Consider the following 14,771-nt stretch of genomic DNA (forward strand, 5'->3'; position numbering starts at 1 on the left):
TCTTTCAACAGTTTTGTCGCATCGGGTTGCCCCCCGTGCACAAAACTGCAAAGCCACCCACCCTAGCTTAGCCTAGACCGAACAAGGGAGCGCTGCACGTGTGCGGAATTCTGGGGATCGCCAATCGCAATGACGATGTTTTTGCGGAGATTTACGACGGGCTGCTGATGTTGCAGCACCGGGGTCAGGACGCTTCGGGCGTGGTGACTTACACAGGCGGTTTCTTCCGCGAACGCAAGGCCAATGGCCTTGTGAAAGACGTGTTTCAGCCCACTGACGCCGAAACCCTGACCGGGCGTGTGGGCATGGGGCATGTGCGCTATCCCACCGCTGGCAGCCTGAGTGCCGCCGAAGCGCAGCCGTTTTTTGTAAACGCGCCTTATGGCATCTATCTGGTGCACAACGGCAATATCACCAATACCGAAGCCCAGCGCGAGAAAGTCACCGGCAAATACAGCCGTCATCTGCGCACCACCAGCGACAGTGAAATCCTGCTCAACGTGCTGGCGGACAAAGTGGCGGATGCGATCAAGGTGAACGGCAGTGCCGATGCGATCCGCAATATCTTTGCCGGTGTGAAAATGACCATGGAACGTGTGCAGGGCGCCTATTCGGTGATCTGCCTGATTGCCGGTGTCGGCATGCTGGCCTTCCGTGACCCTCATGGCATCCGCCCTCTGTCGGTGGCCAAACGCGCCGCAGATGGCGAAGGCGATGATTATGCCTTTGCCAGCGAAGATGTGGCTTTTGGCATCAATGGTTTTGACAAGCTGCGTGATGTGAAGCCGGGCGAAGCGCTTCTGGTGGATCTGGATGGCAACCTGCATGAGTTCCAAGCGGTCGAAGGCGAGTTGACGCCCTGTATCTTTGAATATGTCTATCTGGCGCGCCCCGATAGTGTGCTGGATGGCGTGTCCGTCTATCAGGCGCAGATCCGCATGGGCAAAACCCTTGCCAGACAGGTGCAGGAGAGCGGGCTGGAGATTGATGCAATCATTCCTGTGCCCGACAGCGCGCGCCCTGTGGCGCTGGAAGTGAGCAATATCACCGGCATTCGCTATCGCGAGGCGCTGGTGAAAAACCGCTATGTGGGCCGGACCTTTATCATGCCCGGTCAGGAAGAGCGCCAGAAGAGCGTGCGCCGCAAGCTCAACGCCATCCCGCGTGAAATGGAAGGCCGCAATATCCTGTTGATTGATGACAGCATCGTGCGCGGCAACACCATCAAAAAAATCGTGCAGATGTGCCGCGAAGCCGGGGCCAAGAAAGTCTATATCGCTTCGGCCTCCCCGCCGGTGGCCTACCCCAATGTCTATGGCATCGACATGCCCACCAAACATGAGCTGGTTGCCAATGGCCGCAGCGTGGAAGAGATCCGTGAGGAACTGGGCGTGGATGCGCTGTTCTACCAAAATCTGGAGGATCTGATCTGGGCCGCGCAGGAAGGCAACCCTGAGATCGCCCGCTTTGACTGCTCCTGCTTCAACGGGGATTACATCACCGGTGGCGTGACCCCTGAATATCTGGATGCGCTGGAAAACAGCAGCCGGGTGAGCCAGAAAATCGCCGAGGCCCCGACGCCGGGCGCAAGCTGGAACGGGGCAACGCTGGCCCCAAGCCAAGGGTGACGCTCTGATGAGCTTGCTGGCGCTGGACAGCCGCTGGCGGCGTCTGAACGATGAAAGCTACGCCTGCCCCTGCTGTGGGCGCAGCTTTGGCGGGATTGTTGATATCGGTTTTGGCCATCCAGACTGCTGGCCACATGAGGCTCTGACGGAGAGCGACACAGAGACCGTGACCGTTGATGCAGATTTCCTCACGGCGGATCTGTGTCGTTTTGAGGGGCTTCACTTCGTACATACGGTGCTGCCTCTCCCCGTTCGGGGCAGCACGGACACCTTCTTCTTTGGGGTCTGGGCCAGCGTGGCAGAGGCAGACTTCAAAGCCTATGTGCAAGACGCCACCAATGAAGCCCTAGGGTTTGAGGGCTGCGCCGCCTGGTTGATGAATGATCTGCCCGGGTTTGAAACAACACAGGCCCTAGGCTGTCATCTCACAGCATCAGAAACCTCTGTTGAGCGCCCCCGCCTCATGGTCCAAGATGGCCCATTGGCACAAGCGCAGGCAGAGGGCATCTCGTTTGATCACCTGCTGGATATCTATGCGGCCAGCGGCACGGACATCCGTCCGCATCTGATGAGCTGACACCCGCGCAACCGAGTAAAATATAGCAAGCTTTTGCCTGTTGAGGCCCTGTTAACCATACCTATCGTATCTGTGAATAGCAGCGCCCGACACAGTCTCTCATAAGGGCGTCACCACTCACAGATATAGGTTTGGCCATGACGTCCAAGACCCCTCCTCACGTGGCCGCGCAGGCCACGCAAAGCGGCGTATTGCAAAATCGTGCGCGCCTGACCCTGATCGGGGTCATGGGATCGCAGAAAGCCCCCCGCGCGCTTTTGATGACCAGCAGCGGGCGCACGCTGCGGGTGGAACTGGGGGATCGCACCCCATCAGGCAAGGTGGTGGCCATTGATGCGCACAGCATCGTGCTCAATGGCGGTCAGGGTGCCACGCGACTCTCGATGCCCAATTGACCGGACCCAATTGATCAGCCCCAATGGATCGGGCAACACAGATCCGCTCTTCCTCTTGAGAAAAATATCCCGGGGTGAATTGGCCCCTATGGGCCAAGAGGGGCTGGCCCCTTTCTCCTTCCCCAAACAGCCACTCTTGACCTTTCGCAGCTTTCCCCGCATGTGGTACGCATGACCAACACGCCTTCTTCCGCCTCACCAGTTGACGAAAAAATCGCTCTGATCACCGGGGCCTCCCGTGGTTTGGGTGCCGCCTTTGCCGAAGCGTTGGCCGGGGCCTATCATGTGGTGGCCGTGGCGCGCACCACCGGCGGGCTGGAAGATCTGGATGATCGCATTCAGGCCAAAGGCGGGCAGGCCACATTGGCCCCCATGGACATCAGCAATGCCGATGCGATGGCACAGCTGTGCCGCTCCATCCACGATCGCTGGGGCAAGGTGGATCTTTGGATTCACACCGCCGCACATGGGGCTCCGCTCACCCCCACCGATCACATCGATCCCAAAGACTGGCAGAAATCCATGGCGATCAATCTGGACGCGGTGGCGCGGCTCATTCCTTTTGTGAGCCCTCTGTTGGGACAGGAGGGGCATGCGGTCTTCTTTGACGATGACCACGCCGGTGAGAAGTTCTTTGGCTCCTATGGGGCCACCAAGGCGGCGCAGATTGCTCTGGCGCGCAGCTGGCAGCTGGAAACCGCCAGCATTGGCCCCAAGGTCTCCATCCTGTCCCCCAAAGGCATGCCCACCGGCACACGCGCGCGGTTCTTCCCCGGTGAAGATCGCGACACGCTGACTTCTCCCAAAGAGGAAGCCGCGCGTCTCATGGCAGAGCTGGATCTCTGAACGGCCCACCAGCCGCGACTTCTGCGCAACAGATTTGGCAACTGCCCCAGAGGCGGCTGTGATGCTTGCCCCGGATCAGCCGCTCTACTAGACAGAACCTCGACTAGATAGACACACGGGCGATTTCAGGGGCAGACATCATGCGTATTCTCATCACGAATGACGACGGTATCAACGCGCCCGGTCTGGCGGTTCTGGAGCAGATTGCCACAGATCTGGCCGGGGCTGAGGGCGAGGTCTGGTGTGTGGCACCGGCCTTTGAGCAATCTGGCGTCGGCCATTGCATCAGCTACACCCACCCCACCATGATTGCCAAAATGGGGGAACGGCGCTTTGCAGCAGAGGGCAGCCCGGCCGATTGTGTGTTGGCGGGTGTGCATGACGTGATGAAAGAGGCCCGGCCTGACCTGATCCTCTCTGGTGTGAACCGGGGCAACAACTCGGCTGAGAACGCGCTTTATTCCGGCACCCTGGGCGCGGCCATTGAAGGCGCGCTGCAGGGCATTCCTTCCTTTGCGCTCTCACAATTCCTTGGGCCGCAGAATTATACCGCGGACAATCCCTTTGAGGCCGCCGCCGAACATGGCGCAGAGGTGCTGCGCAAAATTCTGGCGACAGATGTGCCCAATGATGCGGCCTATGGGCTGTTTTACAACATCAACTTTCCGCCCGTGCTGGCGGCAGATGTCAAAGGCACGCGTGTCACCGCACAGGGGCTGCGTCAGGGCACCTGTTTTTCTGTGGAGCCGCATACCTCGCCTTCCGGGCGGCGCTTTCTCTGGGCCAAAGGCGGGGATCAGCAGCGCAAAACCGCAGAGGGCACGGATGCGGCGGCCAATCTGGAGGGCTATATCTCTGTCACACCGATGCGCGCCGATCTGACGGCACATGATGCTCTGGCGGCGTTGAAAGGCATCGAATGACCGACCCCGACCTCGTTGCGGAACGCAAAATGCAGTTTCTCTTCGCCCTGCGCTCACGTGGGGTGACGGATCAGGCTGTGCTCTCTGCGATGGAACATGTGGACCGGGGGCTGTTTGTGCGCGGGCTGTTTGCGGAACGCGCCTATGAGGACACGCCGCTGCCCATCTCTTGTGGACAGACCATTTCTCAGCCTTCCGTGGTGGGCTTGATGACGCAGGCGCTTGAGATCACGCCGCGTGACAAGGTGCTCGAAGTGGGCACGGGCTCAGGCTATCAGGCGGCCATTCTCAGCCAGCTTGCGCGGCGGGTTTACACGGTGGATCGCCACAAGCGGCTGGTGATGGAAGCGCGGGGCGTGTTTGATGCACTTGGCATTGTGAACATCACCTCGCTGATTGCCGATGGCAGCTTTGGCCTGCCAGATCAGGCGCCTTTTGATCGCATTATTGTCACCGCCGCTGCCGAGGACCCGCCCGGCCCCCTCTTGGCGCAACTCAAGATTGGCGGTATTATGGTGGTGCCCGTCGGACAGTCAGATGCGGTTCAGAGCCTGATCCGCGTGCGGCGCACCGAAACCGGATTTGACTATGACGAAATGCGGGCCGTGCGTTTTGTGCCTTTGCTGGAGGGTGTGGCGCGGGAAAATGACTGATTTTGGGGCGCTTTCCCCTTGGCATTCCCGTAAGCTTTGACCATGTGAGGGCGCAAAGGTACAAAAACGCAAAACAGCGACCACAACGCAAACATGTCACAACTCCCCGTGACACAAACAACAGCGGCTTTGGCATCAGACCCCACCTAAGGGGCCGCATGTGAGGATTTCGAGATGGCTTATTCCATGCCCAAAAGCGCCCGTTTGATTGGCACCGGTCTGGCACTCAGTGTATTGGCGGCCTGTGAGGGTGGCTTTGATTACGACTTCCGCGGCGATGTTGGCGGCGGGCTGGACACCAGTGATGCGGCGCTGACGGCAACCGCCAAACGCCCGCAACCCGATGACCGGGGCGTGATTTCCTATCCGAATTATCAAGTGGCGGTGGCCCAGCGGGGCGACACTTTGCAGGATGTGTCACAACGCGTGGGCATTCCCGCCGAAGAGTTGGCCCGCACCAATGGCATCGCGGTGGATGCCGCGCTGCGCCAAGATGAGATCATCGCCCTGCCCTACCGCGTGGCAGAACCCTCTGCGGCCACAGGTGGCAGCGGCATGGTCACCCCTCCGGGCGGCGTGGACATCGCAGCATTGGCCGGTGGGGCTATCAACAATGCCGATACCTCTGTGCAAACAGAAACGCTGCAGCCTGTGGCACAGCCGCCCAAAGATGCGCCAACGGGTGTGGAACCGATCAAGCATATTGTGAAACGCGGTGAAACCGCCTTTACCATCGCGCGGCTGTACAATGTCTCCGTACGGGCCTTGGCCGAATGGAATGGGCTGGGCAGTGATTTCACCATTCGGGAAAATCAGACGCTGTTGATCCCGCCAGCGGATCCGGCCGCAGAGAAGAAAGCGCAACAAACCGCAGCGACCAGCGCGGCCGCCACCAGCAAACCCGGCGAAGGCTCCCGCACGCCGACACCGCCGAGCGCGTCACAACCGCTGCCTGATGACAGCGCCACAGCCGCAGCCGCAACGCTTGAGCCGCCCAAAGGGCCTGACCTGTCTAAAGAGCAGAGCGCCAGCACGGCGGCGATGAGCTATCCGGTGTCCGGCAAGATCATCCGCCCCTATGCCAAGGGTAAGAACAATGGCATCGACATTGCCGGTGACGCCGGCGCGCCGGTGTCTGCCGCAGCAGACGGAAAAGTCGCGGCCATCACCACAGATGCGGATGACGTGACCATTCTGGTGGTGCGCCATCCCAAAAATCTGATGACGGTCTATTACAACGTGGCGGATGTGAAAGTGGCCAAAGGCGCCAACGTCAAACGTGGACAGGCCATGGCGGCGCTGCCTGCGGAAAATGCCTTTGTGCATTTTGAAGTGCGGGACGGTTTTGACAGTGTGGATCCAGCGCCTTACCTGAAATAGGGCGCGGGCATTCACGGGACAACGTGGCGGTGTGGCAGGCTGCGTTTCGTCCCGACGTCAGCCGCAGGAGACAGCGATCAAACGCTCTTATGGCGCGCCGCCAGCCCCCAAACACAGCCCTAATTGGGGGCCAGCTCCCAAACACAGCCTTAAATTGGGGGCCAGCCCCCAAACCCAGCCTTAAATTGGGGGCCAGCCCCCAAACCCCCGGGATATTTCTGTCAAGAGGAAGCGAGTGGGCTTGTCTCTTTGGATCAGGGAAGCGCGACACCTTCGCGGCCTGCGAGATCCAGGAAGAACTGCCAAGCGACACGGCCAGAGCGCGCGCCGCGTGTGGCCTGCCATTCAATCGCTTCGGCGCGCAGGCGTTCTGGATCCACAGCGACACCATGGGCGGCGCAATAGCCATTAATCATTGCCAGATAGGCATCCTGTGAACAGGGGTGGAAGCCGAGCCAGAGGCCAAAGCGATCGGACAGGGAGACCTTTTCTTCCACCGCTTCCGCCGGGTTGATCGCACTGGAGCGTTCGTTTTCGATCATATCGCGTGGCATCAGGTGGCGGCGGTTGGAGGTGGCGTAGAAGACCACATTGTCCGGGCGCCCCTCGATGCCGCCATCCAGCACCGCTTTGAGGGATTTGTAATGCTGATCATCGTGGCTGAAGCTGAGGTCATCACAGAACAGGATGAAACGTTCCGAGCTGGCGCGCAGCAGGTTGAGCAGACGGGAGACGGTGGGCAGGTCTTCGCGTTGCAGTTCAACAATTTTCAGCGGGAAACCTTCGGCCAGCACCTGCGCATGTACGGCTTTGACAATGGAGGATTTCCCCATGCCACGCGCGCCCCACAGGAGGGCGTTGTTGGCGGGCAATCCACGCGCGAACTGGCGGGTGTTGTCCAAGAGCGTGTCACGGGAGCGATCAATGCCCACCAGCAGATCCAGCGCGACGCGGTTGATCTGAGCCACCGGTTCCAGACGGTCAGGATCCACATGCCAGACAAAACCATCCGCCGCAGCAAAATCCGGCGCGGCCAGAGGTGCGGGGCTCAGGCGTTCCAGCGCCTCGGCGATGCGGGTCAATGTGATGTCATCCATGGCGGGCCTCCGAAGTTGCTGCGCTTAAAAAGCACTTTCTTTGCACAACAACAAGGGCAGGCAGGTCGCAAAAAACGCGCCCCAAAGAGGCGCGTTTTGATCTTACTGGCAGCGGCGTTATTTGCTGTCGATGTCGGCGAGGTCTTCGGCCTCTTCGTCATCTTCAAAATAGACGCCCTCTTCCTTGAGTTTGGCGATGCGTTTTTTGTCCACACGGCGCACGAGGAAGATGGAGATTTCATAAAGCCCATAGACCACTGAGAAGAGGATCAGCTGTGTCACCACATCGGGGGGCGTGACCAGAGCGGCCAGCACCAGAATGCCCACCATGGCGTATTTACGCACAGAGGCCAGCCCATCGGCACTCACCAGACCCGCTTTGCCCATCAGGGTCAGCAGAACCGGCAACTGAAAGCACAGACCAAAGGCCATGATGAATTTCAGCGTGATATCAAGGCTTTCATTGACCTTACCAAAGAAGGTGATCTGCACCCCTTCGCTGGCTTCAGGGGCTGTGGCCGCCACAGCACCGGGCACGTCTTCGACCGCTGGCGCCATGAAGTTCGCAAAAACCGAGGCCACATCAGCAAAGCCGAGGAAGAATTGCATCGCCAGAGGGGTCACAACCAGCTGCGCAAAGGACGCGCCCAGAAGGAACATGAAGGGTGAGGCAATCATGAAGGGCAGGAAAGCGCCTTTTTCACTCTTATAGAGCCCCGGTGCCACAAAGCGCCAAAGCTGATAGCCGATCACCGGGAAGGCCAGCGCAAAACCGCCCACCATGGAAATGCGAAACAGTGTGAAGAGATATTCCTGTGGGGATGTGAACTGCAACGTGGGGGAGGGATCACCCAGATCACGCAACACCTCCACAATGGGGGCCACAAGGAAATGCAGCACGTGTTCGGCGATGAAATCACCACCGACGGGGATGAAGAAGAAGCTGATCGCCGCCACAAACGCCAGAACCGAGCGGATCAGGCGCGTGCGCAATTCGGCCAGATGCTCAATCAGCGGCGCAGCGCTGTCCTCAATCTCATCTGTGTTGCTCATGCCTCATCCTTCTTCGGCGCATCCTTGGCGGCCTTTTCAGCCGCGGCTTTCTCTGCCGCCTCTCTGTCCAGCCGTTCCTGTGCCATTTCTGCCGACTTCTGGCGGATTTTTTCCGCCGCTTCGGCGCGTTCTTTGGACAGCCGTGTGGTTTCGGCCCCCGGCTCATAGCTCATGGAGCGTTTGACCTCATTGGCGCTGTCATTGATGGCATCGGTGGCCGCTTTGAGCGGATTGGACACTTTGTTGAGCCCGTCGGTGGCGCCTTTCAGCGTATCGGTGACATCCTTGACGCCGGCCTGATCCGCCGCCTGGTTCATGGCGGAGGAAAACTCCCGCGCCATGCCTTTGGCCTTGCCCACAAAGCGCCCGACAGTGCGAAACAGCACTGGCAGATCTTTGGGGCCGACCACGATCAACGCGACAACACCAATCACCAAGAGTTCCGGTAATCCCAAATCAAACATCAGAAATGGGCCTCAGATCAGACTTTGTCTTTGTCGGTTTCCGGAGTGACATCCTTGGCCGTATCCGCCGCTTCTTCTTCCAGTTCCTGCTGGCCTTCGTTGATGCCTTTCTTAAACGAGGTGATGCCTTTGCCCACTTCACCCATCAGGCCGCTGATTTTGCCGCGGCCAAACAGCACCAGAACCACAACCGCAATCAGAAGAATGCCCGGCAGACCAATGTTTCCAATACCCATGATGTCTCTCCCATGTCTCAGGCGTTTGCCTGCAAATTTAAACCTGTCTTGTACCTACCCCTTGGCAGAAAGGGGGAAAAGGCACGCGCGGGACTGAATGGCGGGAAATTACAGGTTTTCACGGGCCATTTTGACACTATTCTGTCAGGTGACATTATTTTGTCAGTAATAAGGGGAATCGCCAGATGGCCAGCTCGCAAAATCGCTCTGATCGGCTCTTTGCCCTGATGGAGATGCTCAAAGATGGGGAGTTGCATCGCGCAGAAGATCTGGCTGCGGCTTTGGCGGTATCCCTGCGCACGATTTACCGGGATATGAAAACGCTGGCAGCCAGCGGTGTGGCCATTGAAGGCGCACGCGGCACCGGCTATCGCGCCAAGGCCGCGCTGACCCTGCCGCCGCTCAACCTGACCGAAGAAGAGCTTGAGGCCCTGCATATCGGGCTGGCGGTGGTGGGCACGGGCATGGAAGGGCCGCTGCGGGCGGCGGCGGAAAGCCTGAGCGCAAAAATTGATGAAGCGCTGCCGGAAGAGGTGGGCGGCTTGGCGCAGGGGTTTGGTTTTGCCAGCTACCCCTTTGATCAGAACGTGCAGGCGCTGCGCCATCTTGAGCCGCTGCGCACCGCGATCCGGGCGAAACAGAAGCTCAGGATTGTCGACAGCCAACAGGACACTCGCGATGTGCGGCCTCTGAAACTGGCCTATTGGGGGCGGGTCTGGTCCCTGGCGGTCTGGGATGAAACCGCCCATGGCTTTGCCAGCCTGCGGGTGGACCAGCTTGCCGAGGTCACCCCCCTGCCCGGCCTGTTTGTGGAAGAACCGGGCAAGAGCCTGAGAGATTTTGAAAAGCAGCGTTAGGTTCAGGCCTGGGCCGGGAACACAAAGCAGCGGTCGCGGCGGATGGTCAGCCAGAGCGCGGTGCCCTCTTTGGGCAGGAAGACATTGGGCACGGTCACCTTCAGATGTGAGGCGTCGTGATCCATTTGAAATTCCACCAGACTTTCATTGCCCATAAAACGCGCGCGGGTCACGATGCCACGCGCCGCCACCCCATCGGAGGCTGTGGGCAGCGGGCCTTTGCCAGCGCGGTCAAAATCCAGCTTGAGATGCTGTGGACGGATCACGATCTCCACGGGGGCCCCATCGTCCAGACCCGGCGTGAGAAACTGACCAAACGGGGTTTCGGTCAGCGCCCCATGGCTGGTGGAGCGGATCACGTTGATGTCGCTGAAAAAGGCCACGGCCTGTTTGTCCACCGGGGCGTTGTAGATGTTATATGGCGCGCCCTGCTGCACGATTCTCCCGTTGCGCATGAGCGCAATGTCATCAGCCATGCGCATGGCCTCTTCGGGCTCATGGGTCACCAGAAGGACGGCGGTGTCTTCCTCTTTGAGCACAGCGAGGGTTTCATCGCGGATGCCATCGCGCAGGCGGTTATCAAGGCCAGAGAACGGCTCATCCATCAACATGATGCGCGGGCGTGGTGCCAGCGCGCGGGCCAGCGCGATGCGCTGTTGTTCGCCGCCGGAGAGGACATGAGGGAATTTGTCGATGGCCCAGCCCAGATTGACCTTGGCAAGGAGTTCCTGAACGCGGGCGCGTTTGGCGTCTTTGCTGCCCTTGAGGCCAAAGGCGACATTGTCACAAACGCTCAGATGGGGGAACAGCGCGAAATCCTGAAACATCAGGCCGATCTGGCGGCGCTCTGGCGGGACACGAAAGACGGTGTCGCAGATCAGATTGCCGTCCACATAGATTTCACCGCTGTCCTGCATGTCCACACCGGCAATCATACGCAGCGTGGTGGATTTTCCGCAACCGGAGGGGCCAAGCAGGCAGGTGACCTTGCCAGACTGCAGAGACAGGGAGACATCATCCACAACCTGGCGATTGCCAAAGCGGCGGCGCAGGTTGCGGATTTCAAGTCGGGGTGTGAGCGTGTTGGTTTGCGATTGCACCTGAAGCCTCATGCGATCCCCGAGCGTTTCCATCGGGTTTCGCGCAGATGTATCAGCCCCCCACGCGTGCATCAACCCTGCGACTGCCCAAGGCAACTGCGGCAAAACCGATGGCCAGAACAATCACGCAGATCTGCAGAAGCTGTTCGTATTTATGGCCCTCATAGAGCAGCGCGGAAAACACAGGATTGTCGCGGAACATATAGGTGATGGCACCGGTGAAGGCGGCGGCGAAACTGACCATATAAGACCAGAGCGGCACGTCCCGCCCGGTCAGAAGCCCAACCACCAGAACCGGGGTGAGGAACATGGACGCCGTGCCAGAAACAGCCACCGCATCAAACAGGGTCTGATTGCCCCAAAGCGTCAAGGCCCCACCCGCCAGAGCAAAGACCACCATGGCGATGCGCCCACCGGCAAGCGAGCGTGGCGCGAGCCGCAGTTCCTCAACCACCAGACGCGCGGCAGAGCTGAGAGCGGAATCCAGCGTCGACAGGGCGGAGACCAGAAGGGAGACAATCAACAGGGTGAAGACCCAGCCCGGCAACATGGTGGCCCATGTGCCAATCAACTGGCCTTCATAAGCGGCCCCTTCCAGAGAGGCTTGAATGCCAAAAAATCCAAAGGCCAGAATGCAGAGGGTGGAGAGCCAGAAGGCGTGGAAGAAGCTCTTACGCGTGGTGGCGCGATCGGTGAGGAAGCCGCGATCCATCATCACCGGGTCATGCACGGGATAGGAAAACACCTGCAGCGCGGCAACCAGCAAGAGCACCCAGCCGTTGTGCGGGCCTGACGCGCCCGGCGCGGTCATGACGGCGGCAAAGTTGAATTCCGGGCGCAGCACAAGAGCAACAAAGGCAGCACCGAAAACCACAAGGAAGAGGCTCATCTGCACCACATCAGTGCGCAGCGCCGCAGAGAGCCCGCCCCAGGCCGAATAGGCCAGCGCCAGCACCCCGACTGTGAGAATGGCGATGGTGCCGATATTGGCCACATCCGGCAAGGCAGCGCTGAAAATCAACCCCACCACCAGCAGGTTGGCAAAGACCTCAGACAGCAGGCGCAGGGCGATCACGATGTTATAGGCGCTGGTGCCGGTGGTGCCAAAACGCTCTGATAGCCAAGATTGCACCGACCCCGCCCCCTGTGCGCGCATGCGGTCGACAATATACCCACCGGTGAGGAAGGAGCCGTAATAGGCGGCATAGGCCAGTGTGCCGGCAATGCCGTAGTAAAAGCCAAGAATGGCGGCATTCATCAGCGAGCGGGCAAAGATCCATGTGGTCACCTGAGAGAGCACCAGCGTCCAGAGCGATGGGGCCTGTCCGGCCTCTGATTGACCACCAAAAAAGCTGGCCACCGAGGCGCGTCTGGGGGCGAACAGCAGACTGAGAAGGATGATGGCGGCAAAAATGGAAATGATGGCGGTGGCCTGCATGGTCTTGTCCCCAGGTTGGTGAGACCTTTCGCCTAGCAGCCCGACATGTTGCGCACCAGCCGCCCCACAAAAATGTGAAAGCCTGTCAGGGAATTACCCGGCGTCCACCAGATCAAATGCCACTTCGGCGTGCTTCTGGCCGTTGACCTGCACCGCAAGCCTATGTGGGCCGGGGTGCAGTTTGAAGGTGGAGGCGTTTGCCTTGAGTGGATGTTTCTTGGTCAGGTCCAGACGGCCGCCTGCGGGCAGTTTGCCCTGTTTGAGCTTAAACACTTTCTGGCCGGTTTTGCCGTCTGGGCGGTGGAAGGTGAGCAGGTAATCCACCAGCACCGGGACGGGCTGTTTGGCATCGGTTTGCAGCGTCACCGCCACGTTCAGCGCATCCCCAATGGCGATCTGATCACCGCCCACTGAGAGAGACACAACGCTGACCGGCGCGTCTGCGGCAAAGCCCAGCAGAGCCAGCGCATCGGGATGTCCGGCTTTCACAGCGGTGCGCAGGGCATGGCGGGTCATCCAATCGAGCTCTTTGGCGGCCTGCGCGCCTTTGACCTGCCACGCGGTGAGATGCTGCACGACAAGATCGGTGTCGATCTTGGAAATGTCGTTGAGGTGATTGGCAACCGAGCGCGTGACATAGCGGGTTGGATCGCTGTGCAGCTGCGCGAGCAGCGGCAGGGGAGCAAGCGGATCAATGTCGATCTTTTTGGCCCATGGCAATTTGGGACGGGTGCCTTCGCTGACCAGACGGCGCACATGGTAGTTTTCATCCTGCGCCCAGTCCGCCAGACGGGCGAAGGTTTCCTCAGGCCAGCGGTTCAGGAAGGGGCGGATGTAGAACTCCATCGAGAAGCGCTGTGTTGCGGCGTGCAGCAGATCAAAGCTGCGGTCGCGATGGTCTTCCAACCCGTGGCGCACCGCAAGAATGCCGGGCACCGCATGAATGAAACGCCCGAAATCATCGTCTTTGCGTGTGGGATCAAGCGCGGGGGGCATGGCGGCCTCCAGCTGATCCGCCATAGTGGGGAAATCTGGCGCGAGGCGTTTTTCGACACAGTCAGCAATCCATTCCATGCGCTCCATGAACTCACGCTCAGGGAAGCCAGCAACAGCGTCCGCCTGAAAGGCCTCCGCGTCAAAACCGGGAATCCCGGCAGCATATTCTGCCGCCAGATCCGCCATGCTTTCTGCGTTAAAAATATGGTCTTTCAGTGAAAACCCCTGTGTCACGCCTGTACCTCGCGCCATAAAAATTCCTTTAGCTGGCAGAGGCGAAAGCGCCACCGTCCAGCAACACGTTTTGCCCTACAATGAAGCCTGCATGATGTGAGCAGAGGAAGGCGCAGGTTGCACCAAATTCATCCGCGGTGCCATAGCGACCCGCGGGGATGGTGGCGGCGCGCTGTGCCTGTGCCTCTTCCATGGTGATGCCCTGCTGCTGTGTCACGGCAGTGTCCAGCGCCACGGCGCGGTCGGTGGCATGGATACCGGGCAGCAGGTTGTTGATGGTCACGCCTGCGCCTGCCACCTGACGGGCGGTGCCTGCCACATAGCCAGTGAGACCCGCACGTGCGGCGTTGGAGAGTCCCAAGACCGGGATCGGAGACTTCACGGATACGGAGGTGATGTTCACCACCCGGCCCCAGCCACGTTCCATCATGCCGGGCACCAGCGCTTTGATCAGCGCGATGGGCGCGAGCATATTGGCATCCAGCGCGGCAATGAAATCGTCGCGCTCCCAGTCTGTCCACATGCCGGGAGGCGGGCCACCTGCGTTGTTGACCAGAATATCCACACCCTGTGCAGCCTCAATCAGACGGGCCTGCCCGTCCTCGGTGGTCACATCACAGGCGATGGCCGTGACCTCTACCCCAAACTCCGCACGAATGGCCGCCGCCGCCGCCTCAAGCGCCTCTGCGCCACGGGCATTCATGATCAGATCGACGCCTTCTGCGGCCAAAGCACGCGCGCAGCCCAGCCCCAAACCCTTGGATGAGGCGCATACCAGCGCCCGTTTACCTTTGATTCCCAATTCCATGCGATTCTCCCCACTGTTATGAGCACAAGAAATACCCAAATCTTTCTGGATGCCAGTATTCTTTCTGGATGCCAGTATAATGCCGA

Annotated in this window: 16 protein-coding genes; 8 read left to right on the plus strand and 8 right to left on the minus strand. The window is 59.8% G+C overall.

What is annotated here, in order from left to right:
- The first annotated feature begins 98 nt into the window (after positions 1–98).
- The 7 genes from purF to SHM7688_RS00275 all read left to right on the plus strand — a co-directional run bounded on the left by purF (position 99) and on the right by SHM7688_RS00275 (position 6,402).
- Complete coding sequence (gene purF / locus SHM7688_RS00245) at positions 99–1,628, plus strand: amidophosphoribosyltransferase (RefSeq protein WP_058238017.1); 1,530 nt, start codon at positions 99–101, stop codon at positions 1,626–1,628.
- 7 nt (positions 1,629–1,635) lie between these two features.
- Positions 1,636–2,205: a DUF2199 domain-containing protein gene (locus tag SHM7688_RS00250; protein ID WP_058238018.1), complete on the plus strand. Its 570-nt coding sequence runs from the start codon at positions 1,636–1,638 to the stop codon at positions 2,203–2,205.
- Positions 2,206–2,342: 137 nt separating this feature from the next.
- Positions 2,343–2,600 (plus strand): hypothetical protein, encoded by a 258-nt coding sequence (locus SHM7688_RS00255; protein WP_058238019.1) that lies wholly within the window; start codon positions 2,343–2,345, stop codon positions 2,598–2,600.
- A 171-nt stretch (positions 2,601–2,771) separates the two neighbouring features.
- Positions 2,772–3,446, plus strand: a complete 675-nt coding sequence (locus SHM7688_RS00260; protein ID WP_058238020.1) for an SDR family NAD(P)-dependent oxidoreductase — start codon at positions 2,772–2,774, stop codon at positions 3,444–3,446.
- Between the two features lie 140 nt (positions 3,447–3,586).
- Positions 3,587–4,369, plus strand: a complete 783-nt coding sequence (surE, locus tag SHM7688_RS00265; RefSeq protein ID WP_058238021.1) for a 5'/3'-nucleotidase SurE — start codon at positions 3,587–3,589, stop codon at positions 4,367–4,369.
- On the plus strand, positions 4,366–5,022 hold the full coding sequence (locus tag SHM7688_RS00270; RefSeq protein ID WP_058238022.1) for a protein-L-isoaspartate(D-aspartate) O-methyltransferase: 657 nt from the start codon (positions 4,366–4,368) through the stop codon (positions 5,020–5,022). The genes surE and SHM7688_RS00270 overlap by 4 nt, the downstream gene beginning before the upstream one ends.
- Before the next feature lie 174 nt (positions 5,023–5,196).
- A complete protein-coding gene (locus tag SHM7688_RS00275) occupies positions 5,197–6,402 on the plus strand; it encodes a LysM peptidoglycan-binding domain-containing protein (RefSeq protein WP_058238023.1) in 1,206 nt (401 codons plus the stop codon).
- Positions 6,403–6,656: 254 nt separating this feature from the next.
- Here SHM7688_RS00275 and SHM7688_RS00280 read toward each other — a convergent pair whose 3' ends face one another.
- From SHM7688_RS00280 to SHM7688_RS00295, 4 genes are all read right to left on the minus strand, one after another.
- A complete protein-coding gene (locus tag SHM7688_RS00280; RefSeq protein ID WP_058238024.1) occupies positions 6,657–7,499 on the minus strand; it encodes an ATP-binding protein in 843 nt (280 codons plus the stop codon).
- A 117-nt stretch (positions 7,500–7,616) separates the two neighbouring features.
- Positions 7,617–8,552: a twin-arginine translocase subunit TatC gene (tatC, locus tag SHM7688_RS00285; RefSeq protein WP_058238025.1), complete on the minus strand. Its 936-nt coding sequence runs from the start codon at positions 8,550–8,552 to the stop codon at positions 7,617–7,619.
- The gene (gene tatB / locus SHM7688_RS00290; protein WP_058238026.1) at positions 8,549–9,016 is read right to left on the minus strand and encodes a Sec-independent protein translocase protein TatB; all 468 of its coding nucleotides are present in this window, start codon (positions 9,014–9,016) and stop codon (positions 8,549–8,551) included. The genes tatC and tatB overlap by 4 nt, the downstream gene beginning before the upstream one ends.
- 17 nt (positions 9,017–9,033) lie before the next feature.
- Positions 9,034–9,252 carry a twin-arginine translocase TatA/TatE family subunit gene (locus SHM7688_RS00295; RefSeq protein ID WP_058238027.1) on the minus strand — a complete coding sequence of 73 codons (219 nt, stop codon included), beginning with the start codon at positions 9,250–9,252 and terminating at the stop codon, positions 9,034–9,036.
- A gap of 185 nt (positions 9,253–9,437) precedes the next feature.
- On the opposite strand from SHM7688_RS00295, the gene SHM7688_RS00300 reads away from it, so the two are divergent.
- Positions 9,438–10,109, plus strand: a complete 672-nt coding sequence (locus SHM7688_RS00300) for a helix-turn-helix transcriptional regulator (protein WP_058238028.1) — start codon at positions 9,438–9,440, stop codon at positions 10,107–10,109.
- A gap of 2 nt (positions 10,110–10,111) precedes the next feature.
- Here the strand turns inward: SHM7688_RS00300 and SHM7688_RS00305 are convergent, their stop codons facing one another.
- From SHM7688_RS00305 to SHM7688_RS00320, 4 genes are all read right to left on the minus strand, one after another.
- A complete protein-coding gene (locus SHM7688_RS00305; protein WP_058238139.1) occupies positions 10,112–11,221 on the minus strand; it encodes an ABC transporter ATP-binding protein in 1,110 nt (369 codons plus the stop codon).
- A 40-nt stretch (positions 11,222–11,261) separates the two neighbouring features.
- Complete coding sequence (locus SHM7688_RS00310; RefSeq protein ID WP_058238029.1) at positions 11,262–12,647, minus strand: SLC5/6 family protein; 1,386 nt, start codon at positions 12,645–12,647, stop codon at positions 11,262–11,264.
- A gap of 93 nt (positions 12,648–12,740) precedes the next feature.
- Positions 12,741–13,895 carry a YhaZ family DNA alkylation repair protein gene (locus SHM7688_RS00315; protein WP_058238030.1) on the minus strand — a complete coding sequence of 385 codons (1,155 nt, stop codon included), beginning with the start codon at positions 13,893–13,895 and terminating at the stop codon, positions 12,741–12,743.
- 10 nt (positions 13,896–13,905) lie between these two features.
- Positions 13,906–14,685, minus strand: a complete 780-nt coding sequence (locus tag SHM7688_RS00320; RefSeq protein ID WP_058238031.1) for an SDR family oxidoreductase — start codon at positions 14,683–14,685, stop codon at positions 13,906–13,908.
- Positions 14,686–14,771: the final 86 nt, after the last annotated feature.

Origin of the sequence: Shimia marina, from assembly GCF_001458175.1 — a bacterium.
GTDB classification, from domain to species: domain Bacteria; phylum Pseudomonadota; class Alphaproteobacteria; order Rhodobacterales; family Rhodobacteraceae; genus Shimia; species Shimia marina.